Origin of the sequence: Rhizorhabdus dicambivorans, from assembly GCF_002355275.1 — a bacterium.
Lineage (GTDB): Bacteria > Pseudomonadota > Alphaproteobacteria > Sphingomonadales > Sphingomonadaceae > Rhizorhabdus > Rhizorhabdus dicambivorans.
On record NZ_CP023449.1, the window covers coordinates 2,675,994 to 2,701,618 of the forward strand.

At 65.3% G+C, this 25,625-nt stretch carries 23 protein-coding genes and 2 pseudogenes; 22 read left to right on the forward strand and 3 right to left on the reverse strand.

Going from position 1 to position 25,625, the window contains the following annotated elements:
* Nucleotides 1-176: 176 nt before the first annotated feature.
* The 3 genes from CMV14_RS12650 (at nucleotide 177) to CMV14_RS12660 (ending at nucleotide 5,122) form a co-directional block, all read left to right on the forward strand.
* Entirely contained in the window at nucleotides 177-2,468 is a 2,292-nt protein-coding gene (locus tag CMV14_RS12650) for a TonB-dependent receptor (protein ID WP_096367730.1), read from the forward strand.
* Nucleotides 2,469-2,705: 237 nt separating this feature from the next.
* A complete protein-coding gene (locus tag CMV14_RS12655; RefSeq protein ID WP_096367731.1) occupies nucleotides 2,706-3,602 on the forward strand; it encodes a bifunctional 5,10-methylenetetrahydrofolate dehydrogenase/5,10-methenyltetrahydrofolate cyclohydrolase in 897 nt (298 codons plus the stop codon).
* 737 nt (nucleotides 3,603-4,339) lie between these two features.
* Nucleotides 4,340-5,122, forward strand: a complete 783-nt coding sequence (locus CMV14_RS12660) for a helix-turn-helix transcriptional regulator (protein ID WP_176489148.1) — start codon at nucleotides 4,340-4,342, stop codon at nucleotides 5,120-5,122.
* Here the strand turns inward: CMV14_RS12660 and relB are convergent.
* Nucleotides 5,094-5,321: a type II toxin-antitoxin system RelB family anti-toxin gene (gene relB / locus CMV14_RS12665; protein ID WP_096367733.1), complete on the reverse strand. Its 228-nt coding sequence runs from the start codon at nucleotides 5,319-5,321 to the stop codon at nucleotides 5,094-5,096. The genes CMV14_RS12660 and relB overlap by 29 nt on opposite strands.
* Before the next feature lie 80 nt (nucleotides 5,322-5,401).
* Here relB and CMV14_RS12670 point away from each other — a divergent pair, with 80 nt between their 5' ends.
* The 9 genes from CMV14_RS12670 (at nucleotide 5,402) to CMV14_RS12710 (ending at nucleotide 11,527) form a co-directional block, all read left to right on the forward strand.
* Nucleotides 5,402-5,656, forward strand: coding sequence for a DUF2285 domain-containing protein (locus CMV14_RS12670; protein ID WP_238147012.1), 255 nt, complete (start codon nucleotides 5,402-5,404; stop codon nucleotides 5,654-5,656).
* Between the two features lie 121 nt (nucleotides 5,657-5,777).
* Nucleotides 5,778-6,395 (forward strand): acyl-homoserine-lactone synthase, encoded by a 618-nt coding sequence (locus tag CMV14_RS12675; RefSeq protein ID WP_096367734.1) that lies wholly within the window; start codon nucleotides 5,778-5,780, stop codon nucleotides 6,393-6,395.
* The gene (locus CMV14_RS12680) at nucleotides 6,392-7,300 is read left to right on the forward strand and encodes a phytanoyl-CoA dioxygenase family protein (RefSeq protein ID WP_096367735.1); all 909 of its coding nucleotides are present in this window, start codon (nucleotides 6,392-6,394) and stop codon (nucleotides 7,298-7,300) included. Before CMV14_RS12675 ends, CMV14_RS12680 begins: the two co-directional genes overlap by 4 nt.
* A 71-nt stretch (nucleotides 7,301-7,371) precedes the next feature.
* Nucleotides 7,372-7,599 carry a helix-turn-helix transcriptional regulator gene (locus tag CMV14_RS12685; protein ID WP_096367736.1) on the forward strand — a complete coding sequence of 76 codons (228 nt, stop codon included), beginning with the start codon at nucleotides 7,372-7,374 and terminating at the stop codon, nucleotides 7,597-7,599.
* A gap of 64 nt (nucleotides 7,600-7,663) precedes the next feature.
* A complete protein-coding gene (locus CMV14_RS12690; RefSeq protein WP_238147013.1) occupies nucleotides 7,664-8,155 on the forward strand; it encodes a S26 family signal peptidase in 492 nt (163 codons plus the stop codon).
* Nucleotides 8,152-8,766, forward strand: a complete 615-nt coding sequence (locus CMV14_RS12695) for a lytic transglycosylase domain-containing protein (protein ID WP_408014326.1) — start codon at nucleotides 8,152-8,154, stop codon at nucleotides 8,764-8,766. Before CMV14_RS12690 ends, CMV14_RS12695 begins: the two co-directional genes overlap by 4 nt.
* 45 nt (nucleotides 8,767-8,811) lie before the next feature.
* A complete protein-coding gene (locus CMV14_RS12700; RefSeq protein ID WP_176489147.1) occupies nucleotides 8,812-9,882 on the forward strand; it encodes a HEPN domain-containing protein in 1,071 nt (356 codons plus the stop codon).
* Between the two features lie 136 nt (nucleotides 9,883-10,018).
* Nucleotides 10,019-10,456, forward strand: coding sequence for a hypothetical protein (locus tag CMV14_RS12705; protein WP_139114802.1), 438 nt, complete (start codon nucleotides 10,019-10,021; stop codon nucleotides 10,454-10,456).
* Between the two features lie 291 nt (nucleotides 10,457-10,747).
* Complete coding sequence (locus tag CMV14_RS12710) at nucleotides 10,748-11,527, forward strand: ArdC family protein (protein WP_083216147.1); 780 nt, start codon at nucleotides 10,748-10,750, stop codon at nucleotides 11,525-11,527.
* Nucleotides 11,528-11,767: 240 nt separating this feature from the next.
* Here the strand turns inward: CMV14_RS12710 and istB are convergent, their stop codons facing one another.
* Both istB and istA read right to left on the reverse strand, forming a co-directional pair.
* The gene (gene istB / locus CMV14_RS12715) at nucleotides 11,768-12,568 is read right to left on the reverse strand and encodes an IS21-like element helper ATPase IstB (protein WP_066970386.1); all 801 of its coding nucleotides are present in this window, start codon (nucleotides 12,566-12,568) and stop codon (nucleotides 11,768-11,770) included.
* A gap of 11 nt (nucleotides 12,569-12,579) precedes the next feature.
* Nucleotides 12,580-14,100 carry an IS21 family transposase gene (gene istA, locus CMV14_RS12720; protein ID WP_096367681.1) on the reverse strand — a complete coding sequence of 507 codons (1,521 nt, stop codon included), beginning with the start codon at nucleotides 14,098-14,100 and terminating at the stop codon, nucleotides 12,580-12,582.
* Between the two features lie 98 nt (nucleotides 14,101-14,198).
* Here istA and CMV14_RS12725 point away from each other — a divergent pair.
* The 10 genes and pseudogenes from CMV14_RS12725 to CMV14_RS12770 all read left to right on the forward strand — a co-directional run.
* Nucleotides 14,199-15,245 (forward strand): annotated as a pseudogene (locus tag CMV14_RS12725) (tyrosine-type recombinase/integrase); the annotation flags it as partial.
* On the forward strand, nucleotides 15,242-17,029 hold the full coding sequence (locus CMV14_RS12730; protein ID WP_066970282.1) for a hypothetical protein: 1,788 nt from the start codon (nucleotides 15,242-15,244) through the stop codon (nucleotides 17,027-17,029). The pseudogene CMV14_RS12725 and the gene CMV14_RS12730, both read left to right, overlap by 4 nt.
* Nucleotides 17,026-19,188, forward strand: coding sequence for an integrase (locus CMV14_RS12735; RefSeq protein ID WP_066970285.1), 2,163 nt, complete (start codon nucleotides 17,026-17,028; stop codon nucleotides 19,186-19,188). Before CMV14_RS12730 ends, CMV14_RS12735 begins: the two co-directional genes overlap by 4 nt.
* Nucleotides 19,189-19,357: 169 nt before the next feature.
* Nucleotides 19,358-20,221, forward strand: a complete 864-nt coding sequence (locus tag CMV14_RS12740) for an ArdC family protein (RefSeq protein WP_066970288.1) — start codon at nucleotides 19,358-19,360, stop codon at nucleotides 20,219-20,221.
* Between the two features lie 74 nt (nucleotides 20,222-20,295).
* Nucleotides 20,296-20,748, forward strand: a complete 453-nt coding sequence (locus CMV14_RS12745; protein WP_066970291.1) for an ArsI/CadI family heavy metal resistance metalloenzyme — start codon at nucleotides 20,296-20,298, stop codon at nucleotides 20,746-20,748.
* Complete coding sequence (locus tag CMV14_RS12750; protein WP_066970295.1) at nucleotides 20,748-21,104, forward strand: ArsR/SmtB family transcription factor; 357 nt, start codon at nucleotides 20,748-20,750, stop codon at nucleotides 21,102-21,104. The genes CMV14_RS12745 and CMV14_RS12750 overlap by 1 nt, the downstream gene beginning before the upstream one ends.
* Entirely contained in the window at nucleotides 21,101-21,628 is a 528-nt protein-coding gene (locus CMV14_RS12755; protein WP_096367739.1) for an arsenate reductase ArsC, read from the forward strand. The genes CMV14_RS12750 and CMV14_RS12755 overlap by 4 nt, the downstream gene beginning before the upstream one ends.
* Complete coding sequence (gene arsB, locus CMV14_RS12760; RefSeq protein ID WP_066970392.1) at nucleotides 21,625-22,689, forward strand: ACR3 family arsenite efflux transporter; 1,065 nt, start codon at nucleotides 21,625-21,627, stop codon at nucleotides 22,687-22,689. The genes CMV14_RS12755 and arsB overlap by 4 nt, the downstream gene beginning before the upstream one ends.
* A 396-nt stretch (nucleotides 22,690-23,085) precedes the next feature.
* A pseudogene (locus CMV14_RS12765) lies at nucleotides 23,086-23,316 on the forward strand (zincin-like metallopeptidase domain-containing protein); the annotation flags it as partial.
* Nucleotides 23,317-23,477: 161 nt separating this feature from the next.
* Nucleotides 23,478-25,598 carry a ParB/RepB/Spo0J family partition protein gene (locus CMV14_RS12770; protein WP_066970139.1) on the forward strand — a complete coding sequence of 707 codons (2,121 nt, stop codon included), beginning with the start codon at nucleotides 23,478-23,480 and terminating at the stop codon, nucleotides 25,596-25,598.
* Nucleotides 25,599-25,625: the final 27 nt, after the last annotated feature.

Sequence of the window (25,625 nt, forward strand, 5' to 3'; positions counted from 1 at the left end):
GGCGTCCGTTAAGATCAGTTGGCACATGAAAGTCAACAAAGAGCTGCAAATACGTCTCTCGATATTCGTGCCCACGTAGCTGCCTGCAGCGGTGCGCCTGAAGTGGAGAGAGGAAATAGTTGGTAGCATGAGTGGCGGCGACCCAAAAGGAACAGCTTGAGAGGGGGAGGAACGTTATGAGGAACATGCTCTATTCGTCGGTGTCAGCCGTTGCCGTGCTCGGCACGTGGCTCGGTACGGCGCCCGCCGCGCTTGCCGCGGCGGGCACACAATCGGAAACCGCAGCGCCAGCCGCCGCACAGGTAGGTACCATGCCGGCGTCTCCGCCCGCTGCCGCAACGCCGGAGACGGCGGAGCCTAGGCCGTCTGCCGGTGGCGGGTTGGAAGAGATTGTCGTCACTGCCCAGAAACGGTCGGAAAATCTTCAGCGCGTTCCGATCTCTGTCTCGGTCGCGACCGCCAGTGAGTTGAAGGCGAGCGGCATCTCGGGCGTTCAGGATCTCAAGATCGCCGCACCGGGTGTCGAAGTTCAGAATCAGAATGGCTATGCGTTCCCGGTAATTCGCGGCGTCGGATCGAAGGCCGCAGCCCCTGGCCTCGAGCCACCGGTCGCAATTTATGTCGACGGCGTCTACTACGCGACCGCGACGTCGAACCTCATGTCGTTCAACAATATTCAGCAGGTGGAGGTGCTCAAGGGGCCCCAGGGCACGCTGTTTGGTCGCAACGCGACGGGCGGTCTGATCCAGATTACGACGAGAGACCCGTCCCGCGATCTGAGCGGGGAGTTCAACGTCAGCTACGGCAATTACGAATCGCTCAAGGGCGACGCCTATATTAGCGGCGGGCTCAGCGATAACGTGGCGGCTGATCTTGCCGTGAACGGCACCGTCATGGGCGACGGATACGGCACCAACCTCTTCAACGGAAGAGACGTCTACAAGATCGAGCACGACATTGCCGCACGGTCGAAATGGCTGTTCGAGCTTGGCGATGACACATCGGCGCGGCTGATCTTCGACTATGGGTCGACCCGCCACAATATGAACGCGGCCCGCATCGGCATCGGCACGATTGCCCCGCCGCCCTTCGGTCCCGCCTATGCGGGAAGCAAGTGGGACATCAATGCGGACGAGCATCCGCTGATCAGGAACCGGCAGGGTGGGGTCAGCCTGAGGCTCGACCACGACTTCGAGTTCGTGAAGATTGCAAGCATAACGGCCTACAGGCGTTCGAAGTATGAGATCGATTTCGACTTCGATTATACGCCGACGCGTGGCAGGGTGGTTGACTTGGAGCAGAAGGACAGCCAGTTCAGCCAGGAACTGCAGTTCCTTTCGCCGGATGGGGCGGCGATAAAGTGGGTCGTCGGCGGATATTATTTCCGGGCCAATGCACGCTATCCATTCGTGAACATATCCTTTGCTGGACCGGCGGCTCTGCCGACGATGCCGCCGACGGTTCTCTCCACCACGAAAAGCGCTCAAAAGAACGACTCGCTCTCCGGCTTCGGTCAGGCGACGATCGAGCTCGTGGAAGGCCTGAGCGTCACGGGCGGTCTTCGGTACACGAGCGAAAAGCGGACGCTCGCCGATGCATCGCAGGTCAATACACGAGCCGACGGTTCGACGGTCATCGCCTTTCCGCTCACCACCCGGTCGCGTCGATTCGACAAGCTCACCTGGCGGCTCGCCGTCGATTATCAGTTCACGTCGGACGTGCTGGGCTATGTTTCCTATAACCGCGGCTTCAAGAGCGGCGGGTACAACCCGAACGTTCTTATCCTGCCGGCCTTCTTGCCAGAAGTGCTCGACTCCTATGAGGCGGGCCTGAAGACCAGTCTGTTCGACCGCAATGTGCGTCTCAATCTCGCATCCTTCTACTATGACTATTCCAATGTTCAGGTGCAGAGGACGATCAGCGGCGGCACCGGAATCGCGAATGGGGCCAAGGCAACGATCTACGGCTTTGAAGCCGAAATCGAGGCGCAGGTCACCGATGCACTGAATCTCCGGATAGGCTACCAATATACCAATGGCGAATATGATTCCTTCCCGAGCTCGGTCGTCGCGACGCCGCGGCCAGCGGGTGGGTTTTTCATAAACAATAGTGGTAGCGCAACCGGAAACACGACGATACTCAGCCCGAAGTCGACGCTGAGCGTGGCCGGAAGCTATGAGATCCCTCTCGAGCGTGGCAGGATCGTGCTGAACTCGACCTATTATTACAATAGCGGCTATTATCATGAGCCGGACAATGTCGTGCGGCAGCCGTCCTATGGCCTGTTGAATGCTTCAGTACGCTGGGAATCGGATCAGGGGATGTCCATCTCGGTTTGGGGCAACAATCTGACCAACGAGGCGGTGGCGAGTTATGACGGAATCCAGCCCTTCGGTGCCACCGGGGCGCGGCGGACAAACTATGCTCCGCCACGCACATATGGGCTGACACTCGGGTACAGCTTCTGATGAGTCCCGCCACGAAATGTCGCTACCCGGGATGAGGCGTTTCTGACCGGACGCTTCCCGCGAGCGGCGAGCGGCGTCCGGGGCTCACCGCCTTGCTTGTTCGACCGACTTCTCTTGCAGTGCGGTGCGAATGTTTGTACGCACCGCGAGCGACGGGCAGCGAGCGAGTGGGCTGTCTGGAACGTATTCTGCGCGACAGATCGGCACAAACCGAATTGTTTAGAGACTGAGCGCGAGATGGTGCACATCATCGATGGCAAAGCAATTGCCGCACGAGTCGCGTCCGGCGTCGCAGCTCAGGTGCAGCGGCTCGCGCGGGAACGTGGCGTGACGCCCGGCCTGGCGGTCGTGCTCGTCGGCGAGGACGCCGCAAGCGAGATCTACGTTCGACGAAAGGTTGCACAGACGACGGCCGTCGGCATGCGCTCGATCGAGCACCGACTTCCTGCGGTGACCAGCGAGGCGGAGCTGCTTGCACTCATCGCGTCGCTCAATGCAGACGATGACGTTCATGGCATCCTGGTTCAGCTTCCGCTGCCGCCGCAGATCAACGCGGCCAAGGTGCTCGACGCGATCGATCCCTGCAAGGATGTGGACGGCTTCCATCCCGTCAACGTCGGACGGCTGTCGAGCGGCACCGGCGGGCTCATCCCGTGCACGCCGCTTGGCTGCATGATGCTGCTCGACACCGTCATCGACGATTTCCGCGGCCTTAAGTCGGTCGTGATCGGCAAGTCGAACATCGTAGGCAAGCCGGTGGCGCTGTTGCTGCTCGAGCGCGAATGCACGGTGACCGTAGCGCACATCCTGACCCGCAACCTACCCGACATCGTGCGTTCGGCCGACATTGTCGTCGTGGCGGCTGGCGCGCCTGGGCTGGTGCGCGGCGACTGGGTGAAGCCGGGTGCCGTGGTCATTGATGTTGGAATCAATCGTATCATCGACGAGAACGGAAATAGGCGCATTGTTGGTGACGTCGCGTTCGACGAAATGGATCATGTTGCTGGCATTACGCCGGTGCCGGGCGGCGTAGGTCCGATGACAATCGCTTGCCTCCTCGCGAACACGGTGAAAGCAGCGACGCGATCGTCGCGCGATGGGTCAGGATGCGATGCGGATAAGATGAGCGAGTAGGCCCCACCGTGCGCTTCTCCGGCATTCTAGAGCGATTTCGAGTTTGTCGGACGCAGTTGGGCAAGGCGCAATATGCCTGATCCATCGAGCCACAGATTTAGAGGTGGCCTTATGATGTCACAATTTCAGGATTCAGGCGCACTGCAGAGCCATGTTCGCCATCTTCGCTATGCTGTGTCAACAACGACCTGCCGCGCGACGGTCGATGTCCTGCAGCAGATGCTGAGGGAGGCTGAAGCACGCCTCCAGAAGCAGGAGGCAGCGGCTGAACGCGTCTGAGTCAAAACTGCTCTAGGCCTGATCAGCTGAAATGGCGAACGCGATCACCGCAGATCGTCAATCATGAGACGATGGTCACTGCTCTTGATTTCGAAACAACGATTGCTCGGAGGCGAGTTTGCATTAAAGTTAGCCGCGTTCGCACACATCCAATTGCACTACGGTTTTGGTGAATAGGCATGGCCACAAATTGGTGGTGCGGGTTGTCAAACATCTGGTTCAACGCATCAACGCGATTTTGGAGTGCCGATCGGCTATGTGAGTATTTAAGAGATCATCATGGGAATTGCATCGCTGATGTCACCTGCTTTCCGGGTGATGCAGGGGGATGCAAGTGAAATGAGTGACCAGGGTTTGGCAGTACCAGGCACTGTGTGCCCGCGGTTAAGCAGATCAGTTTCTAGAGAATGGGATCAAGACAGCAGCGCTCATCGCGGATCGGTGATCGGGCCTTTGACTTGGCTCGACAGTTCACGGAGCAGGCTCGTGACTTTGCATGCGAAGCCGATCTCTCGAGCGCGCTCGAAGCCTGCGCACGTGAGCTGGGTTTCCACTACTTTGCACTGCTGCATCACGTCGACTTGCGCAATCGTTCTACGAGGAAGGTCCACATCGACAACTATCCGGTAGAATGGACTGAACACTTCATTCAATCGCGGCTCTTTCTCGAGGACCCGATCCTCCGCGCCAGCCTGATGACCAGCATCGGCTTCGCTTGGGAGAGCGTGCCGAACCTGATCAAAATTTCACCGCGGCAGCAGCGGATCCTGGAGGAAGCGCGGCGGCAGGGAATTGGGAGCGGCTTTACCGTGCCGGTCCATATCCCGGGCGAGGCGCACGGCTCCTGCTCGTTCGCCGCCGCTGTCGGTCGCACGTTTCCGGAGAAGCACCTTCTGGCAGCCCAGCTCGTCGGGAGCTTCGCGTTCGAGGCCGCACGGCGCATCTGCTGCACGCGCTGTCTATCGCGCCTCCAGGCCGTTCACCTGACGCCGCGTCAGCACGACTGTCTCGTGCTCGTCGCGCAAGGCAAGACCGATTGGGAGATTGGGCAGATCCTCGGGATCAAGGAGGACAGCGTCACCAAGGTCATCGATGCCGCGCGTCGGCGTTACGACGTCGCCAACCGCACCGAACTCGTGGTGGCCGCCCTGTTCGACGGGCAGATCAGCTTCAACGAAGTCCGCCACTGGCAATACCCGATCAGCGAGACCGCTAATCGCGCCTCGAGGCGTTCTCCTTGATCAGCAGCTCATAGGGCTCGACACCCAGCGCATCGGCGAGATTGGCGATCGTGTCGAGGGACGCGCTGTAGACGCCGCGCTCGAGCGCGCTGACATAGGTCCGGTCGATCTGCGCTTCATGGGCAAGCGCTTCCTGCGACAGGTTGCGGGCATGGCGCAGCCGTCGAAGATTTGCCGCGAAGACCTGCCGGATATCCATCCGGCATCAGCAGCATCCTTGTCGTCTATCCCTCCACGGAGTATACTCTACAGACCGCTTTCTGAACTGCTGGAACAGCTGTGAATCAATCGCCAGAGGTGCCATGCACGGTGTTCGAGGTACGGCGTCTGGCGCCCGAGGCGAGCGTCGCTACCCGGTACGATCAGCAGCATTTCGTGACATATGCTCGCCTGCTCAGCGCCGAACGCGCGGGTGCCGACTGGCGTGAGGCGGCCTCGTCGATCCTGCTCTGCGATGTCGATCGCGACCCTGACGGCTCGCGCCAGTGCTGGGAGAGCCACCTCGCGCGTGCGCACTGGGTGGTCGGCGCCTAGCGAGGCGCGAGGGCAGGGCGCATCCGTCCGCTGACCTGCGCTGGCAATATCCTCTTTGGTGCACATGCGCTGAAGCCGGGCGCCTGCTTTGCTTGGCTCCTCTGGAAAGGGAGCCACAGCAATGATCTGCACGGTGCAGGGCTGCAGTGATCCGCGCTTTCGCGGCCCGCTCGAGACCATGTTCGAGGACCGCAAGCGTCTCTTCGTCGACCTCCTCGGCTGGGACCTGGGCGTCAGGGAAGGCCGATGGGAGATTGACGCCTTCGACGGCGAACATGCCGTCTACCTGATCGCCATCGACCAGACCGGCGACCATATCGGCTCGCTTCGCCTGCTGCCCTCCGCTCTACCGCATATCCTTTCGACGCTGTTCCCCGAGCTCTGCAGCGAGGGCGTCCCGAGGGGCCCAACAACGTTCGAGATCACCCGTCTCTGCCTGCCGGTGCGCCACGGGGCTGACGAGCGCCTGCGCATCCGCGACGCGCTGATCACCGCCATGGTTGATCATGCGCTGAGCGCCGGCATCACGCAGCTGACCGGCGTGGTCGAGACAGGCTTCCTGAAACAGATCCTCCGCATGGGCTGGCGGGCGAGGGCGCTCGGCCCCGCGCGCCAATTCGGCGGCGCGGCGCTCGGTGCTTTCCTCATCGACGTTGATGCCGCGACCCCAACGCTGCTTGCCGCAACTGGCATCTACGCCAGAACCAACACTACTGATCGGGCAGGAGAGATCGCATGACCGTCCATGACGAACCCCTGCTCTCCGCGACAACCGTTGAGCGGCACTGCGCCGCGCTGAAGCGTGACGGCTACTGCGTGATTCCGGGCGCCATCTCAGCAGATCAGGTCCCCTGCCTCAATCGGGATCTCGATCCTCGGTTCGAGCAGACGCCCTTTTGCGACGGCGACTTCTATGGCCGCCGGACCAAGCGCTTCGGCAGCCTCCTCAAGCGCTCGCCGCATGCCGCAAAGCTGGTGATGCGTCCGCTGGTGCTGGCGATCGCCGAGCGCATGCTTGGTCCCTGGTGCGACAGCATCAACCTCAACCTCACGCAGGCAATCGAGATCCATCCAGGAGCCGCCGCCCAGTACCCGCACCGCGACCAGGACATGTGGCAGGGCCCCAAGGGCGGGCTCGAATATCTGCTGAACGTCATGTGGCCGCTGTCGCCCTTCACCCGCGACAATGGCGCGACCCGGCTCTGGCCCGGGAGCCATCGCAGCGACCCGGCCGCACCGCCGCCGGACGAGCCGCCGCTCGCGATCGAGATGGCGCCGGGCTCGGCGTTGTTGTTCCTCGGCAGCACGCTCCATGGCGGTGGGGAGAATATAAGCACGTCCGTTCGGCGCGGGGTGATCGTCAGCTATTGCCTCGGCTGGCTGAAGCCCTTCGAGAACCAGTGGCTCGCCTATCCGCCCGCAGTCGCGCGATACTTCCCGCCCGAACTCGCGGCGCTGGTCGGCTACCGCCAGCACCGGCCGAACCTCGGCAATGTCGAGGGGCAGTGCCCGTCGATCCTGCTCCGCGGCGACATCCCTGACCATCTGGCGGCGACCGACGCGTTGCGTCCCGAGCAGGCGGACGCGCTCCGGCGCTACGTCGCCGAGCAGGAGGCCGCCCGCGCCGGGCTGCTAGGCGGATAGCGGCACAGCACGTCCACGGCTGGCCGCCTGCCTGCCGAGGCGGCCGGAACCTGAAGTCTCACGGAGGCATCATGAGCGACGACGACATCGCGCGTGCCGAGCGTGCGCGCCATAGCCATCCGTTCCTCAACACCGCGCAGGCCGCGCACTATCTGGGGCTCTCGACCCGTCTCCTCGAGCGCATGCGCAGCCGAGGGGAGGGACCGCCCTTCCGCCGCCACAGCCGCTTCGTCCGCTACCATGTCGACGACCTCATCGCCTGGTCGGAAGCCACGCGGCCGGAGCGGGGACGTGACTGATCCGAGCCGGTCCCGGCTGCTACGGTTCCGGGGCACTGTGTGTGCCTGGTCTTCGAGGCGCCGGTTGTCGGCCGTCGCTATCGGTCTGCTGACCGGCGGCGGGGCAGCAACCATCATTCTGCCGCCGCAGCCGCGTCTCGTCTGGAACGCCAGCGCAAGTGCCCCGATCGGGCTCTATCTCATCGTGCCGGATGCACTTCCGGATGTCGGCGAGATGGTGATTGCGCAGGTACCGGAGCGCGTCCGCCGGCTCGCGGCACGCCGAGGTTATATCCCGGCCGGCGCGCCGCTGGTCAAACGTGTCGTTGCCGTGGCCGGCGACCGTGTCTGTGCACATGGGCATAGCATTTCGATCAACGACCGATGGACAGCGAGCCGCCGAGCGACCGATGGCGCGGGTCGTCCGATGCCATGGTGGAACGGCTGCTACACCTTGGGCGCGGGCGCCATCGTCCTGCTGATGGACAACCCGGGATCGTTCGACGGGCGCTATTTCGGGCCGACCAGGGCGCGTGACGTCATCGGCCGGGCGCACCAGCTCTCGGCGCGACCATGAGGCGGCGCAGCATGTCTGGGCGGTGCGGGATCACCATTGCCGCGCTCGCGCTCGGTTGCACGGCGCCGGTCAGCGCCGATCCCGTCAGCCGCTGGCAGGCCTATATCGACGAAGCTGCGATCCGCTTCGGCTTGCCGGCCGAATGGATCACGCGCGTGATGCGTGCGGAAAGCGGCGGCCAGACGCGGCTTGCCGGGCGGCCGATCACCAGCCCCGCGGGCGCGATGGGCCTGATGCAGCTCATGCCTGCGACCTGGCGGGAGATGCGGGCGCGCCTTCGCCTCGGACCCAACCCGCACACGCCGCGCGACAATATCCTCGCAGGAAGCTTCTACCTTCGTCTCATGTATGAGCGCTTCGGCTATCCCGGGATGTTCGCCGCCTACAACGTCGGTCCCGGCCGTTACGCCGAGCATCTCCTGAGAGGACGGGCCTTGCCGGGCGAAACGCGCGCTTATCTGGCGGCAGTCGGTGCAGATGCCGACGGTGTCGCGCCGCCCGCGAGCCCGCGGGGCGACACGATTTTCTTTGCCATTCGCGGTCCGGCACAGCGGTCCGCTCAGCCAACTGTGGGTGGCTTGTTCGTCACCCTCGATGTGAGCGCGCGTTGAGCTGCACGACGGCAACCGGTCGGCCGTATGTCGGGAGTGGCGTGGATGGCGGGCGGCGCGTCGGTTTTTATCCTGGACGCGCTGACGCAGATCGCCTGCCAAACTCCTCGTACGGACAAGTCCCACGCGCCCTGCTTGCAACGCTCACGCGCCTGGACCGGCGGCCGACGTTGCCGGGCCGGAGACTGGCCTCGCGCGTCTGCTGCGGCTACACATCGGGCTGTGCGCAAGGACATCGATCATCTGTCGCCGAAGAACCGCCGCCACCTTGAGGAGGCGGTGCAGATTCTTCGCGCCAAGTTCGACGCCCGGCTCAAATCCCCAAAGGACGAGCGTGGCCATCCGCGGCGCATCTGCAAGATCATTCTCTACGGCTCCATGGCCAGGGGCGAGCCGGTGCTCGACATGGTCAACGGCTACAAGTCCGATTTTGATCTGCTGGTGATCGTCTCCGAGCCCGGCGTCGCTAATCCCAAATACTGGGAGGATGCAGCCCAGGCGCTGCTGCTGGCCGAAGAGCAGGATGAGACCCGCCATCCGGTGAGCTTCATCGTCCATGATCTCGAGGACGTGACCGAGCAGATCCGCCTTGGCCGCCCGTTCTTCCGCGACATCGTCCGGGACGGCATCGTCATCTACGAATTCTCGGCCGCCGAGCTGCCCATGCCGGGCAATCTTTCACGCGACGAGGAACTGGCCGAAGCCAGAAAATATTACGAGCAGTGGTTCGCCAGTAGCAGTGAATTTAGCAAGTTCGCTGCTTTCGGTATGTCCGAAGGGATGCTGAATAAGACAGCCTTTCAGCTTCACCAAGCGATCGAAGCGGCGTATCACTGCGCGCTGCTGACGCTGACGCTGTACAGTGCCAAGGAGCACGACATCGAGAAGCTCCGGAAGCTCGCCGAGGCAGTCGAGCCGCGGCTGATCGAGGCGTGGCCGCGGAAGCATTATTACGAGCGCCGGCCCTTCAACCGGCTGAAGCGCGCCTACGTCGAGGCGCGCTATTCGCCGCACTTCGTCATCACCGGTGAGGATCTGGCGTTCGCCGCCGAGCGCGTGGCGGTGCTGCAAGCCATCGTGAAGACGGTTTGCGAGGAGCGGCTCGCCGCCGGCTGAGTCCAGTTCAGCCGGCGCGCTGTGTCCGAGGCTCTTGACCTCGACTCTTCAACATCGGACCAAAGGGCGGGCCTGAGGCAAGCGCCAACTTGCGCTCAGGCCCTGACCACGAACCCGTCTGATATGGAGACGAGACATGGCTGACCTTCATGTAGCGTCGGGCACCTGCCCGGCCAACCTCCCGTGCCTGTGGATGACTGCTGACGCTGCGGCGCCTGACGAAGTCGCGCCGAGCGGCCGATCGACCTGGGCCACCGCGCTCGAGCGCTACCGCATGGCCGCCTCCGCCTACGCAGCGTTCGTCGAGACCCGGCTGAAGCCGGCGCAGGCGGTGCGCGACAGCAGCACGGGCGGCGGCCACAGCGACTGCTTCCGTCTCGAGGACGAGGCGACCGATCTCCTCGTCACCCAGCTTGATCAGATGGAGGCGCTCGCCGCGACGCCGGCACCCAACCTTCTGGCGCTGCGGACGAAGCTCGAGATCGTCTACGCCGATGTCTGCCGTCACGAGCCCGACAGAGCCGAACTGGTCGCGAACATTCTCGCCGACGCACGGCGGCTGATTAAGATGTGACGCCGTGATCGGGCCGCCCCCGGTTGGGGGCGGCCCGGCGGTTCGGACGCCGCGTCTTCGTGCGGCGGCGCTGTTAATGGGCCTTCCCCCTGTCGCGCGGGTGGGCGGCGCTCCCTTCTGGGCTCGCCCCGGCGGCCCGCAAGCCGGCTTCCAGCCGGCTCCTCCACATCCGTTCCGGCCCTTCGGGGGCAGCCCGCCTCGCTGGGCGAGCCCGCCCGGTCGCATCTCGCCGCCCACCCCCGCTTCCGGGGGCGGCCCGCGTGGGTCTTGGGGCCGTGCAGGAGGAACGTCATGCGCCATCCCGTCAGCCGTCGTGCGCCGTCGTCCCGCTCCGAGCGCACCAGCCTCTATGACGAGGTGACCAACCGCATCCTGTCGGAGCTTGAGGCCGGCCGCTTCCCCTGGGCGCAGCCTTGGGGCCGTTCCAGCGGGGCCGCACCCGGCCTGCCGCGCAATGCGCTCACCGGCCGAAGCTACTCAGGCGTGAACGTTCTCATCCTCTGGGGTGCCGTCACCGAGCAGGGCTGGCTGTCGCAGCGCTGGCTGACCTTCCGGCAGGCCTTGGAGGCGGGCGGCTGCGTGCGCAAGGGCGAGCATGGCACCGCTGTCGTCTACGCCGACCGCTTCACCCCCGAGGCCGAGAAGGCGCGGGCAAGAGAGACGGGCGACGAGGCGCGGGCAGTCCCGTTCCTGAAGAAGTTCACCGTCTTCAATGTTGCGCAGTGCGAGGGGCTGCCGGAGGCGCTCACCGCCGATCCCGCGCCGCTCTCCGAGCGCCAGATCGTGGCCGTAGCCGAGGCGCTCATCGCGGCCACCGGTGCCAACATCCGCATCGGTGGCGACAAGGCCTTCTATGCGCCCGTTGCCGATCTCATCCGTGTGCCGCCGCAACAGGCCTTCCATGACCAGATCAATTTCTACCGCACCTGCTTTCATGAGCTGGCCCACTGGAGCGGCCATGCCTCGCGCCTGAACCGCGACCTGTCCGGCATCTTCGGCTCGGCTCCGTATGCGAAGGAAGAGCTAGTCGCCTTATCTGGACAGTCTGCGCCGCTCGCAACTTTGCAGTAAGGTCGGCGATGGACGCCCACGGTAGGCAGTAATCAGGCTGGCCGTAGCGCTGACCCAAGAGCTGGCGGAGGCCAGCCTGTCAACGCCGGGATAAAAACGGGCCAGGCACCGGTTTAAAATGGGGCCAGTTGGTTTGAACAAAAAGCCCCAAGGTTGAGGCTGGGCAGCATCGGCAGCGGGGAAGCGGCTGGAGCGGAGCGGAAGCCGATTTCCCGCTGCCGATGGCCGCCCGTTCTTAGGTCATTTATCCTCCCCCTTGTCCTTCTGGCGCTTGCGGCTGCTGGCGAGACGGAAGCTGTCACCATTCATCTCGAGAATGTGGACGTGGTGTGTCAGCCGGTCGAGCAGGGCGCCGGTCAGGCGTTCGGAGCCGAACACCGATGTCCATTCATCGAAGGGCAGATTGCTGGTGATCAGCGTGCTGCCGCGTTCATAGCGCTGGCTGAGTACCTCGAACAGCAACTCGCCGCCCACGGCGGTGAATGGTACATATCCCAACTCGTCGAGGATCAGCAGCTTTACAGATGCCAGATGCTTTTGCAGGCTGCGCAAGCGACGCTCGTCGCGAGCCTCCATCAGGTCATGGACCAACGCCGCGGCCGTTGTGAAGGCCACGCTGTGCCCTTTCTGGCACGCAGCCAGTCCTAGCGCGAGGGCGGTGTGGGTCTTACCGGTGCCGCTGGGGCCCAGCGCAATGACATTACGCCGCCGCTCGATCCATTCACCGCGCGCCAGTTCCAGAACCAAGGCCTTGTTCAGTGATGGCTGGGCTGCAAAGTCGAAGGTGTCAAAGCTCTTGGTGTGCGGGAAGCGAGCCATGCGGATACGGCGCTCCACCATCCGGCGCTCGCGATCAATCCGTTCAAGTTCGCACAGGCGCAGCAGATAGCGGGGGTAATCGGCCCGATCCTGCGCGGCCTCGAAGGCGACCTTCTCATACTCGCGCACAAAGGTGGGCAGCTTGAGCGCTTTGAGATGGTTGGCCAGTAGTACAGCGGGCGGCACGCTGGTGGGTTCGGCCTCGATGGCTGGCAGCGGCATCATGGGATCACTCATGCTGCCACTCCCGTCGCTGGAGTGCCTGCCTGCGAGAGCAGGCCCATGTAGGTGCGCGGATCGGTACGCCCGACATTCGCGCGCGGCAAATGCGGGTAAAATTGCAGATCGAGGCGCGGCACACGCTGTTCGAGGCGGGCCAGCGCGATCATCTTGATCGCATCGAAGCTGATTGCCCCCATCTCCAGCGCGCGGGCCACTGCCCATTCCACCAGGGACTGCTCGAAGCGTTCGCATAGCCGCAGCACCTGGATGAACTCGCGCCGTCCCTCTTTGCCGCTGCGCGCCTCCATCAGTCGTCGGATGCGATGCATCGGTTCAGCCAGCACCCAGCCATCGAGCGGCGCTGCCTGATCAAGCGCGCGGGGTTTCTGTTCTAACAGCGCCAGATAGTGCAGCGGGTTGGCAATGAAGTCCTCCCGCTCATAGCTGCGCGGATGCACTGCGATCAGCTCCCCGCCACAGATGATCGCAACCCGATCGACATAGCCTTTGATTACGACCTCCTGGTGGGCATAGGCCGTCGGCACCGAATAATCATTGGTACGATAGCGCACCAGCGACATCGACGAGGCCCGCCCCGTCACCATATGGCAGGGATCGAACGGCACCGCCGGTAGCGGCATAAAGGCCGCCAGATCAGCCACCAGCCTGTCACCGATGCTGCGCTCATGCCCGCGCAAGATGGCCTGTCGTCGCTCCATGCATTGTTCGACAAAGCGCGCGTTCAGCGCATCAAAGCTGGGCGCCTCTGGCCTCGGCACCATGAAGTGGCGCCGGGAATAACCGACCAGCCCCTCGACCTTGCCCTTGTCGTTACCCTTGCCGGGGCGCCCGAATTTGTCTTCGAACAGGTAATGGCTCTGGAGGGTCGAGAACATCCGGCTGCGCTCGCGCTTCCCGTCGCCCAGGATCTGCGCCACTGCCAGCTTGGTGTTGTCATACAGGATCGACTGCGGGATGCCGCCGAAGAAGGCAAAGGCCGCCACGTGCCCTTCGCAAAATGCCTCAGCCACCTCGGCAGGATAGGCTTTAACGAACGGCGCATCGCTGTGCGGCAGGTCCATGCAGAAATAGTGGAACCGCACCAACTTGCCGTCGATGATCCCGTCCGCCTCACCAAAATCCACCTGCGCATGCCCCGGCTTGTGGCTCAATGGTATGAACACCTCGCGGCTGCGCAACTTGGCGCCCGCCACATAGTCGCGAACAATGGTGATGCCGCCGGTGAAGCCATGTTCATCGCGCAGACGCTCGAAAATACGCGCGGCAGTGTGTCGCTGTTTGATGTGAACCTTGCGGTCATCCACCAGGATTTGGTCAATGATGTCGGTAAATCCGGACAGCTTGCGGCTGTAGGTTTGCCCGCTCCGGCCGTGCGCTGCTGGCTCTGGAAAGCACAGCATCTTGTCGACGGTCTTGCGATTGATCCCAAAATACCGGGCGGCAGCGCGACGGCTCATCCCGTCAATCAGCACGGCGCGGCGGACCTTCTGATAAAGCTCCACTCTCTTCATCCTCCACCTCCGCCCAAAAACGGAGGTCTAGCAGGACTGGCCCCTTTTTAATCCGGTGAGACTGGCCGATCCGTGGCCCCTTTTATTCCCGGTGTTCTCACCGCGCCGTCGCCAGTCTCGATCGCCTTTACCGATGGGGTGAGCAGCACGGGCTGATCACCGACGCGCCGTTCAGCCGCCGCGCCGTGTGGCGACCGGCGCATGGTGGCCGTCGCGGCATGATCGCGGCGCGCAATGACGCCTATGAACGTGTTGCCAGGCGATCAGATGTGCGGTTCGTCACGATGGACGACTACCGTATTTTCCGCGAGGTCGGCCTGCGCGGCCTTACCCCTGACGGCACCGAGCGCCCCGGCGCGCGCGACCGGAACGGGCTGCGCAACGCGCTGTTTGCCGATCTTCTCGTCACCACCGGCCTGCGCCTCGAAGAGGCGTCGGGCCTGCTCGCCGCCGAGCTCGCGGCGATCGACCGCGAGGACGGCGATGCCCAACAACTTTGGCTGCCTCTCCCGCCACCGCTGACCAAGGGCGACCGGGGACGCAGCGTCCTGCTCCCGCGTCGGCTGCTTCGTCAGATTGCCGCTTACGTCGCCGTCGAGCGCGCAGCGGGCGTGGCCAAGTTCGCCGCGCGAGACGGCGCGACCAAGCTCGAACGATCGATCCCTGTCACCCGCGCCGGTCTCGACCGCATGCGCGATATCTGCACCCCGGAGGAACGATGCCGCCTGATCCTGTACGACGAGGATGGATCGCCCCGCGAGCCGGCGGCGCTGTGGCTGACCGAGGTAGGGCAGCCTGTTCGGCCCAACTCGTGGGAGGTGATCTTCACCCGCGCCTGCAACCGGTGCGCGGAGAACGGCTTCCCGCTGTCGATCAACCCGCACCAGCTTCGCCACACATTCGCAGTCCATATGCTCGCCTTGCTGATCCAGCAGCGGTTGCGCGAAGCGGCATTGCCGGTCGGACCGCTGGAGAGCTATCGGCTGATCCTCGGCGACCCGCTGCAGCAGGTGCAACGCCTGCTTGGCCACGCCAGCCTCACCACCACCTATATCTACCTCGACCATATCGCGACGCGCGCCGATACGGTGGACGCGGCCGTCGAGGAGCTGCTTGCGCTGCTGCCGGGACCGCAGGGCGCATGAGCGGCCATCCCCGCAAGGGCCGGCCTGTCGCCTTCGCGCCGATCACGCCGGAGCCACAGAAGCCCGATCCGGTGCTCGGCCTCAAGTTCACCATCGAGGCGCGGCATGGCGGAACGGTCCTGGTCGATATGGCCGCACTCGATCCCCGTCCGCTCGCTATCGCCTTCGCCGGCGCGCTGCGTCGATCGGCTGCGCTCGGGGGACCGATTGGTGCGGCCAGCGTCATCAAGCAGTATGTGCAGGTCTATCGTCACTTCTTCGCCTGGCTTGGTGATGGTGCGCCGGGGGTGACCGGCGTCAACGACCTGCGTGCAGTCCATATCGATGGGTTCGCCTCCGCGCTCGAACAGCGCGGGATGGGCGCGATCCACCGGCACATATCGGTCGGCAAGATCGTCAACACATTGCGCGCGATCGAGGCAGACCGGCCCGATCGGATCGCGCCCGACCTGCATGAGCGGCTGCGCTACACGCTGGCCACATCGGCGGGCCGCTCGACCCCACGCGATGCTTATAGCCCCTTCGTCGCCCGCGCGTTGCGCGACGCCGCGAGGACCGACGTCGAAGCGATGTTCCGCCGTCTCGGTGCCGACGACCGCACCGATGAGGGCGACCCGGTCATCGCCAGAGCGCGGGCCGACGTCGAAGCGATCATCGCGCGGCAGGGCTTTATCGTTGCAGACCACCCGGCGCTGAAGAGCCTCTATTTCATGCGCATGCGGCGCGGATTGCCGATCAGCACGCTCATCGATGATCTGCATGGCCGCCATCACCCGCTTGCGCGCGATCTGCCGGCGCTGCTCGTGCTGCTCACGCTCGATACCGGCCTCGAGCCCGAGTGCCTGAAGACGCTGACCACAGATTGTCTCACCAACCCCCATGCCGGCACGGTGGAGCTGCGCTATCTCAAGCGCCGCGCCTGCGGCGCCGAGCACAAGAGCATGCGCGTGCGAGATGGCGGTGGGGGCACGCCTGGTGGTCTGATTCGTCGCCTGATTGAGGTCACGGCGATTGCCCGCAAGCATCTGAACGACGATCGTCTTTGGGTTTATCACAACGCTGGCGGCCTGCGGGTAGGCATCCGCCACCCGACGGAACGGATCGATGCCTGGGTAGCTCAGCACGCTATTGTCGATGACGACGGCGAGCCGCTCCACTTGCTGCTCTCGCGGCTCCGCAAGACCCACAAGGCGCTGTGGTACACCAAGACCGAGGGGCACATGACCCGCTTCGCGGTCGGCCACTCGCGCGAGGTGGCGGCGCGCCACTATGCCGATCTGCCGTCGCTCCGGCCCGTGCACGAGACGGCCGTCGCCGACGCCTTCCGCGCGGCGGTCGCCGCCGCGATGCCGACCGTGCTTCCGCCCACCGCCGAGCAGACGTTGCGCGAAGCACCCGAACAGGCCGCGCCGCTGATGCCGCCCGATACCGTGGGTCCGTTGCTCGACGGCGAACAGGATGTCTGGCTCGCAGCCTGCGCGGGCTTCCACAACAGTCCCTTCGCCGAGGCCGGATCACCCTGCGCGCAGCCCTTCTGGGGCTGCCTTGATTGCCCCAACGCCGTCATCACCGTGCGCAAGCTCCCCGCGATCCTCGCCTTCCTCGCCTTCGTCGAAGAGCAGCGGCTGAGCCTGCCCGCGACCGACTGGGCGGCCAAGTTCGGCCGCGTCCATGCCCGCATCACCGCCCAGGTCCTGCCGGCCTTCTCCGATGCCGTCATCACCGATGCGCGCCGGCAGATGGAGGGCGAACGGCTTTATCTGCCGCCGGAGGTCCGCGCATGACCATGCCCGTTCATGCCCAGGCGCCCGCTTTCGACGATCGCCCCGTGCTGGCGAGCGCGCCACTCAAGGAAGGCCATACCCGCGAGGCGCTATCGCGCGTCGGCGACCCGAGCTGGGATCTCGGTCCCGCCGTCTTCCGCGAGAACGCCCGGCGCTGCCACGTCACCGTGCATTTCCACGTGCTCGAACATGCCGATGTGCAGGCGGCGATGCGCGCCTATCTCTACGCCCGCCTCAACGCCGATCTCCCCGGCTATCGGACGAAGTTACCACCCGCCTGTATCCGCCAGGCATTCAACCGTGCCCGCCGGTTCTTCGCCTTCGCCCGCGAGCGGCTCGGACGGCTCGACGTTTCCCGTATCGATCAGCCATTGCTCGATGCCTATGCCCGTCATCTCCGTGACGATCCTGCCCGACGACCCGTCATCGTCGGCCACCTCCTCGAAGTGGTCTCAGATCTCTATTACTATCGCGACCACCTCGATAGCGGAGGCCTTGCATTCGAGCCTTGGGCCGGACAGGCGCCCGCCCGCGTTGCGGGCTACCGCCATGTCCGGGAGAACCGCACGCCGCGCTTCCCGGAAGAGGTCATCGCCGCGCTACTCGCCTGGTCGTTGCGCTACGTCACCATATTCGCGGACGATATCCTCGCCGCCCGCCGCGAGCTTGCGCGGCTCGAAGTGCGCCGGGATCGCCTTGCCGCCGCCGATGCCGGCCTTCCAGACCCTGATCGCCGGCAACGTCGCCGCACCCGCCTGAAGGCCTATTTCGGCCGCCGACGCCGCGAGGGGCGCGGCGCGCCGATCTGGGGCACCGCTCATAACGGCAAGCTGCGCGTCGACCCCAACACCGGCGCAGTGACCCCACCGATCAACGCACATCTCCTGCATCTCCATGTCGGGATCGACGTGCAGGCCGAGCCTGGCGCGCATCTTCTGCTGACAGGCGGTGAAGCGAGGTTGATCGACGCAGTGGCGGCCGAGCTGGGGGTAGAGGTCGGCGGCATGGACACGCCGATCACGATCGATCCTGACAGCGGTCGGCCGTGGCGCGAGCGCTTCGATGCGAAGACTCTCGCACACGAGGAACGGATGCTTCAAGCCGCTGCCTATATCGTGTGCGCCTACCTGACCGGCATGCGCGACTGCGAGGTGCAGGCGATGCGGCGCGGGTGTCTCTCTATCGCGCGCAGCGAGGACGGCCTGATCGAGCGCCATCGCATCCGGTCGACCATCTACAAGCGCCGGGCGGCGGTGGGCGAGGCGGCGAGCTGGGTGACGATCGAGCCGGTCGCCGCCGCGATCATGGTGCTCGAACGCCTGTCGGCAGGGCCGGCGCGCGCCAGCGGCAGCGATACGCTCTGGCCGGTGCTGCGCGCGAGCGCCGTCTCCAAGACGCATCTGTCGAGCGAGGTGGTCCGCCAGCTCAACACCTTCCGCGACCACCTCAACAGCGCCTTCGGCACCCCCGATGAGCCGGTCATCCCGCCCGGACCCGATGGCAAGCCGTGGCGCATCACGACGCGGCAGTTCCGGCGCACGATCGCGTGGCACATCGCCAACCGTCCGTTCGGCACCATCGCCGGCATGATCCAGTACAAGCACGCCTCGGTCGCCGCGTTCGAAGGCTATGCCGGGACCAGCGCATCAGGGTTTCGCGCCGAGGTCGAGGCGCAGCGTCGGCTCGGTCAGATTGACGATCTGCTGGACTATTTCGACCGGCGTCAGGGCGGCGCATCGCTCGGTGGACCGGCGGGACCGCGCATCGCGCGGACGCTCGACGATGCCGCCGTCAGACAAGGGCCTTTGCCCGCCATGATCGCCGATCGCGCCCGCCTGCGCGTCATGCTCGCCAGCGTCGCGCGCACCTTCCATGTCGGCCCGCTCGCGGATTGCTTCTTCGATCCCGCGACCGCGCTCTGCCTCAAGCGCGTGACGACCCCCGATCCGGCAGGGCCGCTCACTGCCCTGTGCGAGCCGACCCGCTGTCCCAACGCCTGCATCACCGCCCGCCACAGGCCGGCCTGGGAACGCGCGGCGGCCGATGCCAGGGCGCACTTACGCGAACGGCGCATCTCCGATCTCCAGCGTCAGGCTCTCCAGCGCGAGCTGGATCGCCTGAGCGTGGTGATTGCCGGGATCGACCCTCCCGCGCCGTAGACCACCCCGGTTGTTGGCGGAGTCCTGCGCCGGTCGGCGCGCCCGCGCAACGGCTTCGCCGTCCTTCGCTTCGCTGCGGCCCTGACGGGTGCGCGAGCCCCCCTGTGCCCGGCGCGAACGGGCCTCCGCCGCCGGGGATGGTCCCCGGCGCGAGAACGGAGAACAGATCATGTCAGCCTCACAACGCTCAGACGTCTATGCTCGCGTCACGCAAGCGATCGTCGACGCCATCGAAGCCGGCACCGGCACCTGGCGCATGCCATGGCATCATTCCGGCGCCGACGTCACCCGCCCGACCAACGTCGCCAGCGGCAAGCCCTATCGCGGCATAAATACGGTCTCGCTCTGGGCGGCCGCCTATGGCAGCGGCTATGCGAGCGGGGTCTGGGGCACCTATCGCCAGTGGCAGGCGCTCGGCGCGCAGGTCCGCAAGGGTGAGCACGCCAGCCTCGGTGTCCTCTGGAAGGAGTTTCACGCGAAGGGCGACGACGCCAGCGACGATGACGACCATCGACGGCTTTTCGCCAAGGCGTTCGGCCTGTTCAACGCCGATCAGGTCGATGGCTATGCGCCCAAACCGGGGCCGGACCTGCCCGAGAGCGAACGCCTCGCCGCCGCCGAAGCCTTCATCGCCGCCCTCGGCATCGATACTGTCTACGGCTCGGCCAGCGCCTATTATCACATCGCCGAAGACCGCATCCACATGCCGGATTTCAGCGCCTTCCACGACGCTCACGGCTTCTATGCCACCCGTATTCACGAGGCCGCTCATGCCAGTGGCGCAGCCCATCGGCTCGACCGGGATTTCAGCGCCAAGTGGACCAGGCACGCGCTCGCGATGGAGGAAGCGACCGCCGAGCTGACCGCCTCGTTCCTGCTCGCCGATCTCGGGATCGCCCACGAGCCGCGGCCCGACCACGCCGCCTATATCGCTTCCTGGCTCCAACTCCTGAAGGATGAGCCGCGGGCGATCTTCACCGCAGCCAGCAAGGCGCAGGCCGCCGCTGACTGGATGCACGCCCAGCAGCCATGAGCGTCGTGCTCATTGACTCGATGATATTACGGATATACTCGTAGTGTCATCGAGTCGTTATCAGGAGCCATTCCATGAAGCGCATCCATCTGCACGTCAGCGTGCCCGATCTCGGCGCGTCGATCCAGTTCTACGAGACGCTGTTCGGCGCCGCGCCCGTCGTCGTGAAGGACGACTACGCCAAGTGGATGCTCGACGATCCCAAGGTCAACTTCGCGATCTCCGAGCGCGCGCGCGCGGCCGGCATCGACCATATCGGCATCCAGGTCGACAGCGCCGATGAGCTCGGCGCGCTCGCCGGTCGCCTCAAGGCCGCCGGGGCGGAGACGTTCGATCAGGAAGCGACCACCTGCTGCTACGCGCAGTCGGACAAGAGCTGGGTCCGCGATCCCGCCGGCGTGCGCTGGGAGACCTTCTTCACCTTCGGTGAGGCGACCAGCTACGGCGAGGACGAGGTGCTGCCCGAGCCCGCCGCGGCCTGCTGCGGCCCCGCCGATGCGCCCGCGCCAAAGCAGGCGTGCTGCTGATGGACGCGAACGCTGCCGTCGCCTCGCTCTCGGCGCTCGCGCATCCGGGCCGCCTCGAGGTCTTTCGCCTGCTGGTCCGCGCCGGCGCCGAGGGCATGGCCTCGGGCGATATCGCGCGCGCGACGGGCCATGTCCCGCAGACGCTCTCGGGCAACCTCAACATCCTCGGCCACGCCGGGCTCGTGTCGTCGCGGCGCGAGGGCCGGTCGATCATCTACACCGCTGATTATGCCCGCATGACCGACCTGCTCGGCTTCCTGATGGAGGATTGCTGCGGCGGCGCCCCGGAGATCTGTGCTCCGCTCGCCGACGTGGTCACCAGGGCCGCCTGCTGCCAACCCGGAGCCGTTCAATGACCGACCGTGTTTTCAATGTCCTGTTCCTCTGCACGGGTAACTCGGCCCGCTCGATCCTCGCCGAGAGCGCACTGAACAAGCTCGGCGAAGGCCGGTTCCGCGGCTATTCCGCAGGCAGCTTCCCCAAGGGCGCGGTCAACCCCGACGCGCTGAGGCTGCTGGAGCGCATCGGTTACCCGACCGAAGGCCTTCACTCGAAGAGCTGGGAAGAGTTCTCCGTGCCGGACGCGCCGGTGATGGATTTCGTGTTCACCGTTTGCGACGATGCGGCGGGCGAGACGTGTCCGGTCTGGCCCGGCCATCCGATGACCGCCCATTGGGGCATCGAAGATCCGAGCCATGTCGAGGGCAACGACATCGAGCGCGAGCGCGCCTTCGTGACAGCGCTGCGCTATCTCGAGAACCGCATCAAGCTGTTCATGGCGCTGCCGTTCGACCAGCTCGACGTGATGGCATTGAGGGCACATGTCCGCGAGATCGGTCAGGGCGAAGGCGCGAGCAACCGGCGCGGGGACGCCGCGTGAGCGATGCCGCCGCGGCGGCGAAGCCCGCGATCGGCACCTTCGAACGCTATCTCAGCCTCTGGGTCGCGGCCTGCATCGTCGTCGGCATCGCGCTCGGCTATGCGCTGCCCGGCTTGTTCGCGCGCGTCGCCGCGGCCGAGATCGCGAACGTCAACATCGTCGTCGCGGTGCTGATATGGCTGATGATCGTGCCGATGCTGCTCAAGATCGACCTGGGCGCGCTGGGATCAGTCAGGCGGCACTGGAAGGGCGTCGGTGTCACGCTTTTCATCAACTGGGCGGTGAAGCCCTTCTCGATGGCGCTGCTCGGCACCTTCTTCCTCGGCTATCTGTTCCGCCCCTGGCTGCCCGAGGCCGAGATCGGCTCCTATATTGCCGGCCTCATCCTGCTCGCCGCCGCGCCTTGCACGGCGATGGTGTTCGTCTGGTCCAACCTGTGCGAGGGCGAGCCTAATTACACGCTGAGCCAGGTCGCCTTGAACGACGTCATCATGGTGTTCGCCTTCGCGCCGATCGTCGCGCTGCTGCTCGGGGTCGCGTCGATCACGGTGCCGTGGGACACTTTGCTCATCTCGGTGCTGCTCTACATCGTCGTGCCGGTAATCGCCGCGCAGCTTGTCCGTCGCGCGCTGCTGGCCTCTGGCGGACAGCCGGCGCTCGATCGCCTGCTGGCAGCGCTCGGCCCCGTATCGCTGATCGCGCTGCTCACCACGCTGGTGCTGTTGTTCGGTTTCCAGGGCGAGGCGATCATCGCGCATCCGCTGGTCATCGCGCTCATCGCCGTGCCGATCCTCATCCAGGTCTATTTCAATGCCGGGCTCGCTTATTGGCTGAGCCGCCGCTTCGGCGTCGCCTGGTGCGTCGCCGCGCCCGCCGCGCTGATCGGCGCGTCCAACTTCTTCGAACTCGCCGTCGCCGCGGCGATCAGCCTGTTCGGCATCGGATCGGGCGCGGCGCTCGCCACCGTCGTCGGCGTGCTGGTCGAGGTGCCGGTGATGCTCTCGGTCGTCGCGCTCGTGAAGAAGACGCGGCCCTGGTATGAGCGGTCGTTGCCTGCATAATCCTGCGCGGCGCGTTCGCGATCATCAACGATAGAAGACCTGGGCGGCCGCTCTCTCTCGGGATCGGCCGCCCAGTCGCATAGGCGATCGGCACGGGCTTCGCCCGCACCCAGCGGTCGCCGCTGGCGCGGCGGCGCTGTTCGTCGGGCCTCCCTCAAGGCGGGAGTGGTCGGCGCTCCCTTCTAGGCCCGCCACGGCGCGCTGCAAGTCCGGCTGCGCCGGACTGCTCCATTGCATTTCGCCCCTGCGGGTGCAGCCCGCCGCTTCGGCGGGCCTCTCCGGTCGCTCTCGCCGCCCACCCCCGCCTCGGGGGAGGCCATGGGGTTTTGGGCAGTGCTGGAGGCACCGATGGATTTCACCTTCCAACCGCCGTTTTTGGCTGGACTGTCAGGATATGTCGCCGAGATCAACGCCGCTTTCTGCTGCGCGTCCCTCGGCATCGAGCCGACCGTCCGCCACGCTGATTATATCGGCGCCTGGCTGGAGGTCCTGCGCGAGGACAATCGCGCCATCGTCCGCGCCGCCTCTCAGGCGAGCAAGGCGGCCGATTGGCTGCTCGGCTTCCTGCCCGACGCCGATCTCGGCCCGGACGACACCATGGCCGGCGACGAACGGCAGGCGGCGTGATCGAATATGAATTCCGGAAAGGCGGGAAAGCGGGTCTCCGGCTTCACGCCTTTCCGCTTCTGCGGCGCTGCCCTTCTTAGAGTGAGAGGGCGGCGCTTCGCTTCGTGACGGGTTGGAGGTCGAGAGAGAGTCTCCCGGCCGCCCGTCGCGGAGTAACGAACATGGCGAGTGCCATCCAGAAGATCACCCTGTCGTCGGCGCGCGACATCCCCTTCAACAAGCTGGTGCTGAGCCAGTCCAACGTCCGCCGCGTCAAGGCCGGCGTCTCAATCGAGGAAATGGCCGAGTCCATCGCCCGGCGCGGCCTCATCCAGAGCCTCCATGTCCGTCCCGTCCTTGACGCCGATGGCGCGGAGACCGGAATGTTCGAAGTGCCTGCCGGCGGTCGCCGCTATCGCGCACTCGAACTGCTCGTGAAGCAGAAGCGTTTGGCCAAGACGGCGACGGTGCCCTGCGTCATCGGCGACGCCAACAGCGACATCCTCGTCGACGAAGTATCGCTGGTCGAGAACATGGAACGCGCACCGCTCCATCCGCTCGACCAGTTCCGCGCCTTTCAGGCCATGCGCGACAAGGGCATGGCCGAGGAGGCCATCGCCGCTGCCTTCTTCGTCAGCGTCACCGTGGTGAAGCAGCGCCTGCGCCTAACCTCCGTCTCGCCGACCCTGCTCGAAATCTATGCCGATGACGGCATGACGCTCGAACAGCTCATGGCCTTCACCGTCAGCCCCGACCATGCCCGTCAGGAGCAGGTCTGGGACGCGATCAAGGATAGCTGGCAGAAGGAGCCCTATCAGATCCGGCGGATGCTGACCGAGACCGCGGTACGCGCCTCGGACAAACGGGCCGTCTTCATCGGCATCGAGGCTTATGAGGCCGCAGGCGGCGTCGTGCTGCGCGATCTGTTCCAGTCCGACGACGGCGGCTGGCTGCAAGACCCCGTCCTGCTCGACCGTATGGTGGCGGAGAAGCTGAAAGCCACCGCCGTTCAGATCGCCGAAGAAGGCTGGAAGTGGATCGAGGTCGCGGTGAGCTTCCCCTATGGCCACGACCATGGCCTGCGTGAACTCTCCGGCGTCACCGTCGATCTGACCGACGAGGAGCGTGCGACCCGCGAAGCGCTGCGCGAGGAATCTGACCGGATCGAAGCGGAATATTCCGAGGCCGACGAGCTGCCCGACGTGATCGATCAACGTCTCGGCGAGATCGAGCAGGCCCTGGAGGCCTTCGAGAACCGTTCGGTCAGCTACGATCAGGCCGACATCGAAATCGCCGGCGCCTTCGTCAGCCTCGACGCCGACGGCTCGCTGTCGATCGACCGCGGTTATGTCCGCGCCGAGGATGAGCCCCAGGCCGAGCCCGATGGCGAGGCGTCCGGGAGCGACCAGCCCGATACGCCGGCCGTCCAACGCGCGGTCATCACCATCGGCGGCAAGCGCGCCGAGCCCGAGGATGATGAAGAAGACGGCATCAAGCCCTTGCCCGAGCGTCTCGTGATCGAGCTGACCGCCCATCGCACCCTGGCGCTGCGCAACGCGCTGGCGGAACATCCGCACGTCGCCATGACCATGTTGCTGCACAAGCTTCTGAGTGACACCTTCATCCACACCAACCCGTCCGGTTGCCTCGAGGCTAATGTCCGCCACACCTTCTTCTCGGCCCAGTCCGAGGAATTGAAGGACAGCCCATCAGCGCAGGCGGTCAACGATCGCCACGAACGCTGGGGGGATCACATCCCCGCTGACGATCAGGCGCTCTGGGCATGGCTGACCGATCTCGATGACGGCACGCGCCAGGAGCTGCTGGCGCTTTGCGTCAGCTACGGCGTCAATGCGCTATTCGAGCGTCCGAACCCCTATTCCGGCTCGGGCGTCAGCCAACATGGCCTCGACGTGCGTCTGGCGCAGGCCGACCGGCTCGCGCGGGCTACGGGCATGGACATGGTGGCCGCAGGCTGGAAGCCCACGGTCGGCAACTATCTCGGCCGCGTGACCAAGCCCCGCATTCTCGAAGCCGTGCGTGAAGGCGCCGGAGAGCGGGCCGCGCAGCTCATCGACCACATGAAGAAGGGCGACATGGCCAAGGAAGCCGAGCGCCTTCTGGCCGACAGCGGCTGGCTGCCCGAACCGCTGCGCCTGGTGCCCATCGATGGCGATCAGTCTGGTCCCGAGGATCAGGCCGATACCGGCGAAGACACCGCCTTGCCGGAATTCCTCACCGAGGACGGCGAGGACGAAGACACCGACGAGGATGAAGTCCAGCACGCCGTCGCCGCCGAATAGCGCGGATCGCGCGGGGCGGCGCCGTTC

What these genes read in the sequence shown, in the direction of transcription:
- CMV14_RS12650 (WP_096367730.1), top strand. Translation starts at nt 177, where the DNA reads ATGAGGAACATGCTCTATTCGTCGGTGTCAGCCGTTGCCGTGCTCGGC.
- CMV14_RS12750 (WP_066970295.1), top strand. Translation starts at nt 20,748, where the DNA reads ATGGACGCGAACGCTGCCGTCGCCTCGCTCTCGGCGCTCGCGCATCCG.
- CMV14_RS12745 (WP_066970291.1), top strand. Translation starts at nt 20,296, where the DNA reads ATGAAGCGCATCCATCTGCACGTCAGCGTGCCCGATCTCGGCGCGTCG.
- CMV14_RS12685 (WP_096367736.1), top strand. Translation starts at nt 7,372, where the DNA reads ATGAGCGACGACGACATCGCGCGTGCCGAGCGTGCGCGCCATAGCCAT.
- CMV14_RS12740 (WP_066970288.1), top strand. Translation starts at nt 19,358, where the DNA reads ATGTCAGCCTCACAACGCTCAGACGTCTATGCTCGCGTCACGCAAGCG.
- CMV14_RS12700 (WP_176489147.1), top strand. Translation starts at nt 8,812, where the DNA reads ATGGCGGGCGGCGCGTCGGTTTTTATCCTGGACGCGCTGACGCAGATC.
- CMV14_RS12730 (WP_066970282.1), top strand. Translation starts at nt 15,242, where the DNA reads ATGAGCGGCCATCCCCGCAAGGGCCGGCCTGTCGCCTTCGCGCCGATC.
- CMV14_RS12655 (WP_096367731.1), top strand. Translation starts at nt 2,706, where the DNA reads ATGGTGCACATCATCGATGGCAAAGCAATTGCCGCACGAGTCGCGTCC.
- CMV14_RS12695 (WP_408014326.1), top strand. Translation starts at nt 8,152, where the DNA reads ATGAGGCGGCGCAGCATGTCTGGGCGGTGCGGGATCACCATTGCCGCG.
- istA (WP_096367681.1), bottom strand. Translation starts at nt 14,100, where the DNA reads ATGAAGAGAGTGGAGCTTTATCAGAAGGTCCGCCGCGCCGTGCTGATT.
- CMV14_RS12755 (WP_096367739.1), top strand. Translation starts at nt 21,101, where the DNA reads ATGACCGACCGTGTTTTCAATGTCCTGTTCCTCTGCACGGGTAACTCG.
- CMV14_RS12770 (WP_066970139.1), top strand. Translation starts at nt 23,478, where the DNA reads ATGGCGAGTGCCATCCAGAAGATCACCCTGTCGTCGGCGCGCGACATC.
- CMV14_RS12705 (WP_139114802.1), top strand. Translation starts at nt 10,019, where the DNA reads ATGGCTGACCTTCATGTAGCGTCGGGCACCTGCCCGGCCAACCTCCCG.
- CMV14_RS12710 (WP_083216147.1), top strand. Translation starts at nt 10,748, where the DNA reads ATGCGCCATCCCGTCAGCCGTCGTGCGCCGTCGTCCCGCTCCGAGCGC.
- relB (WP_096367733.1), bottom strand. Translation starts at nt 5,321, where the DNA reads ATGGATATCCGGCAGGTCTTCGCGGCAAATCTTCGACGGCTGCGCCAT.
- CMV14_RS12675 (WP_096367734.1), top strand. Translation starts at nt 5,778, where the DNA reads ATGATCTGCACGGTGCAGGGCTGCAGTGATCCGCGCTTTCGCGGCCCG.
- CMV14_RS12680 (WP_096367735.1), top strand. Translation starts at nt 6,392, where the DNA reads ATGACCGTCCATGACGAACCCCTGCTCTCCGCGACAACCGTTGAGCGG.
- CMV14_RS12735 (WP_066970285.1), top strand. Translation starts at nt 17,026, where the DNA reads ATGACCATGCCCGTTCATGCCCAGGCGCCCGCTTTCGACGATCGCCCC.
- istB (WP_066970386.1), bottom strand. Translation starts at nt 12,568, where the DNA reads ATGCCGCTGCCAGCCATCGAGGCCGAACCCACCAGCGTGCCGCCCGCT.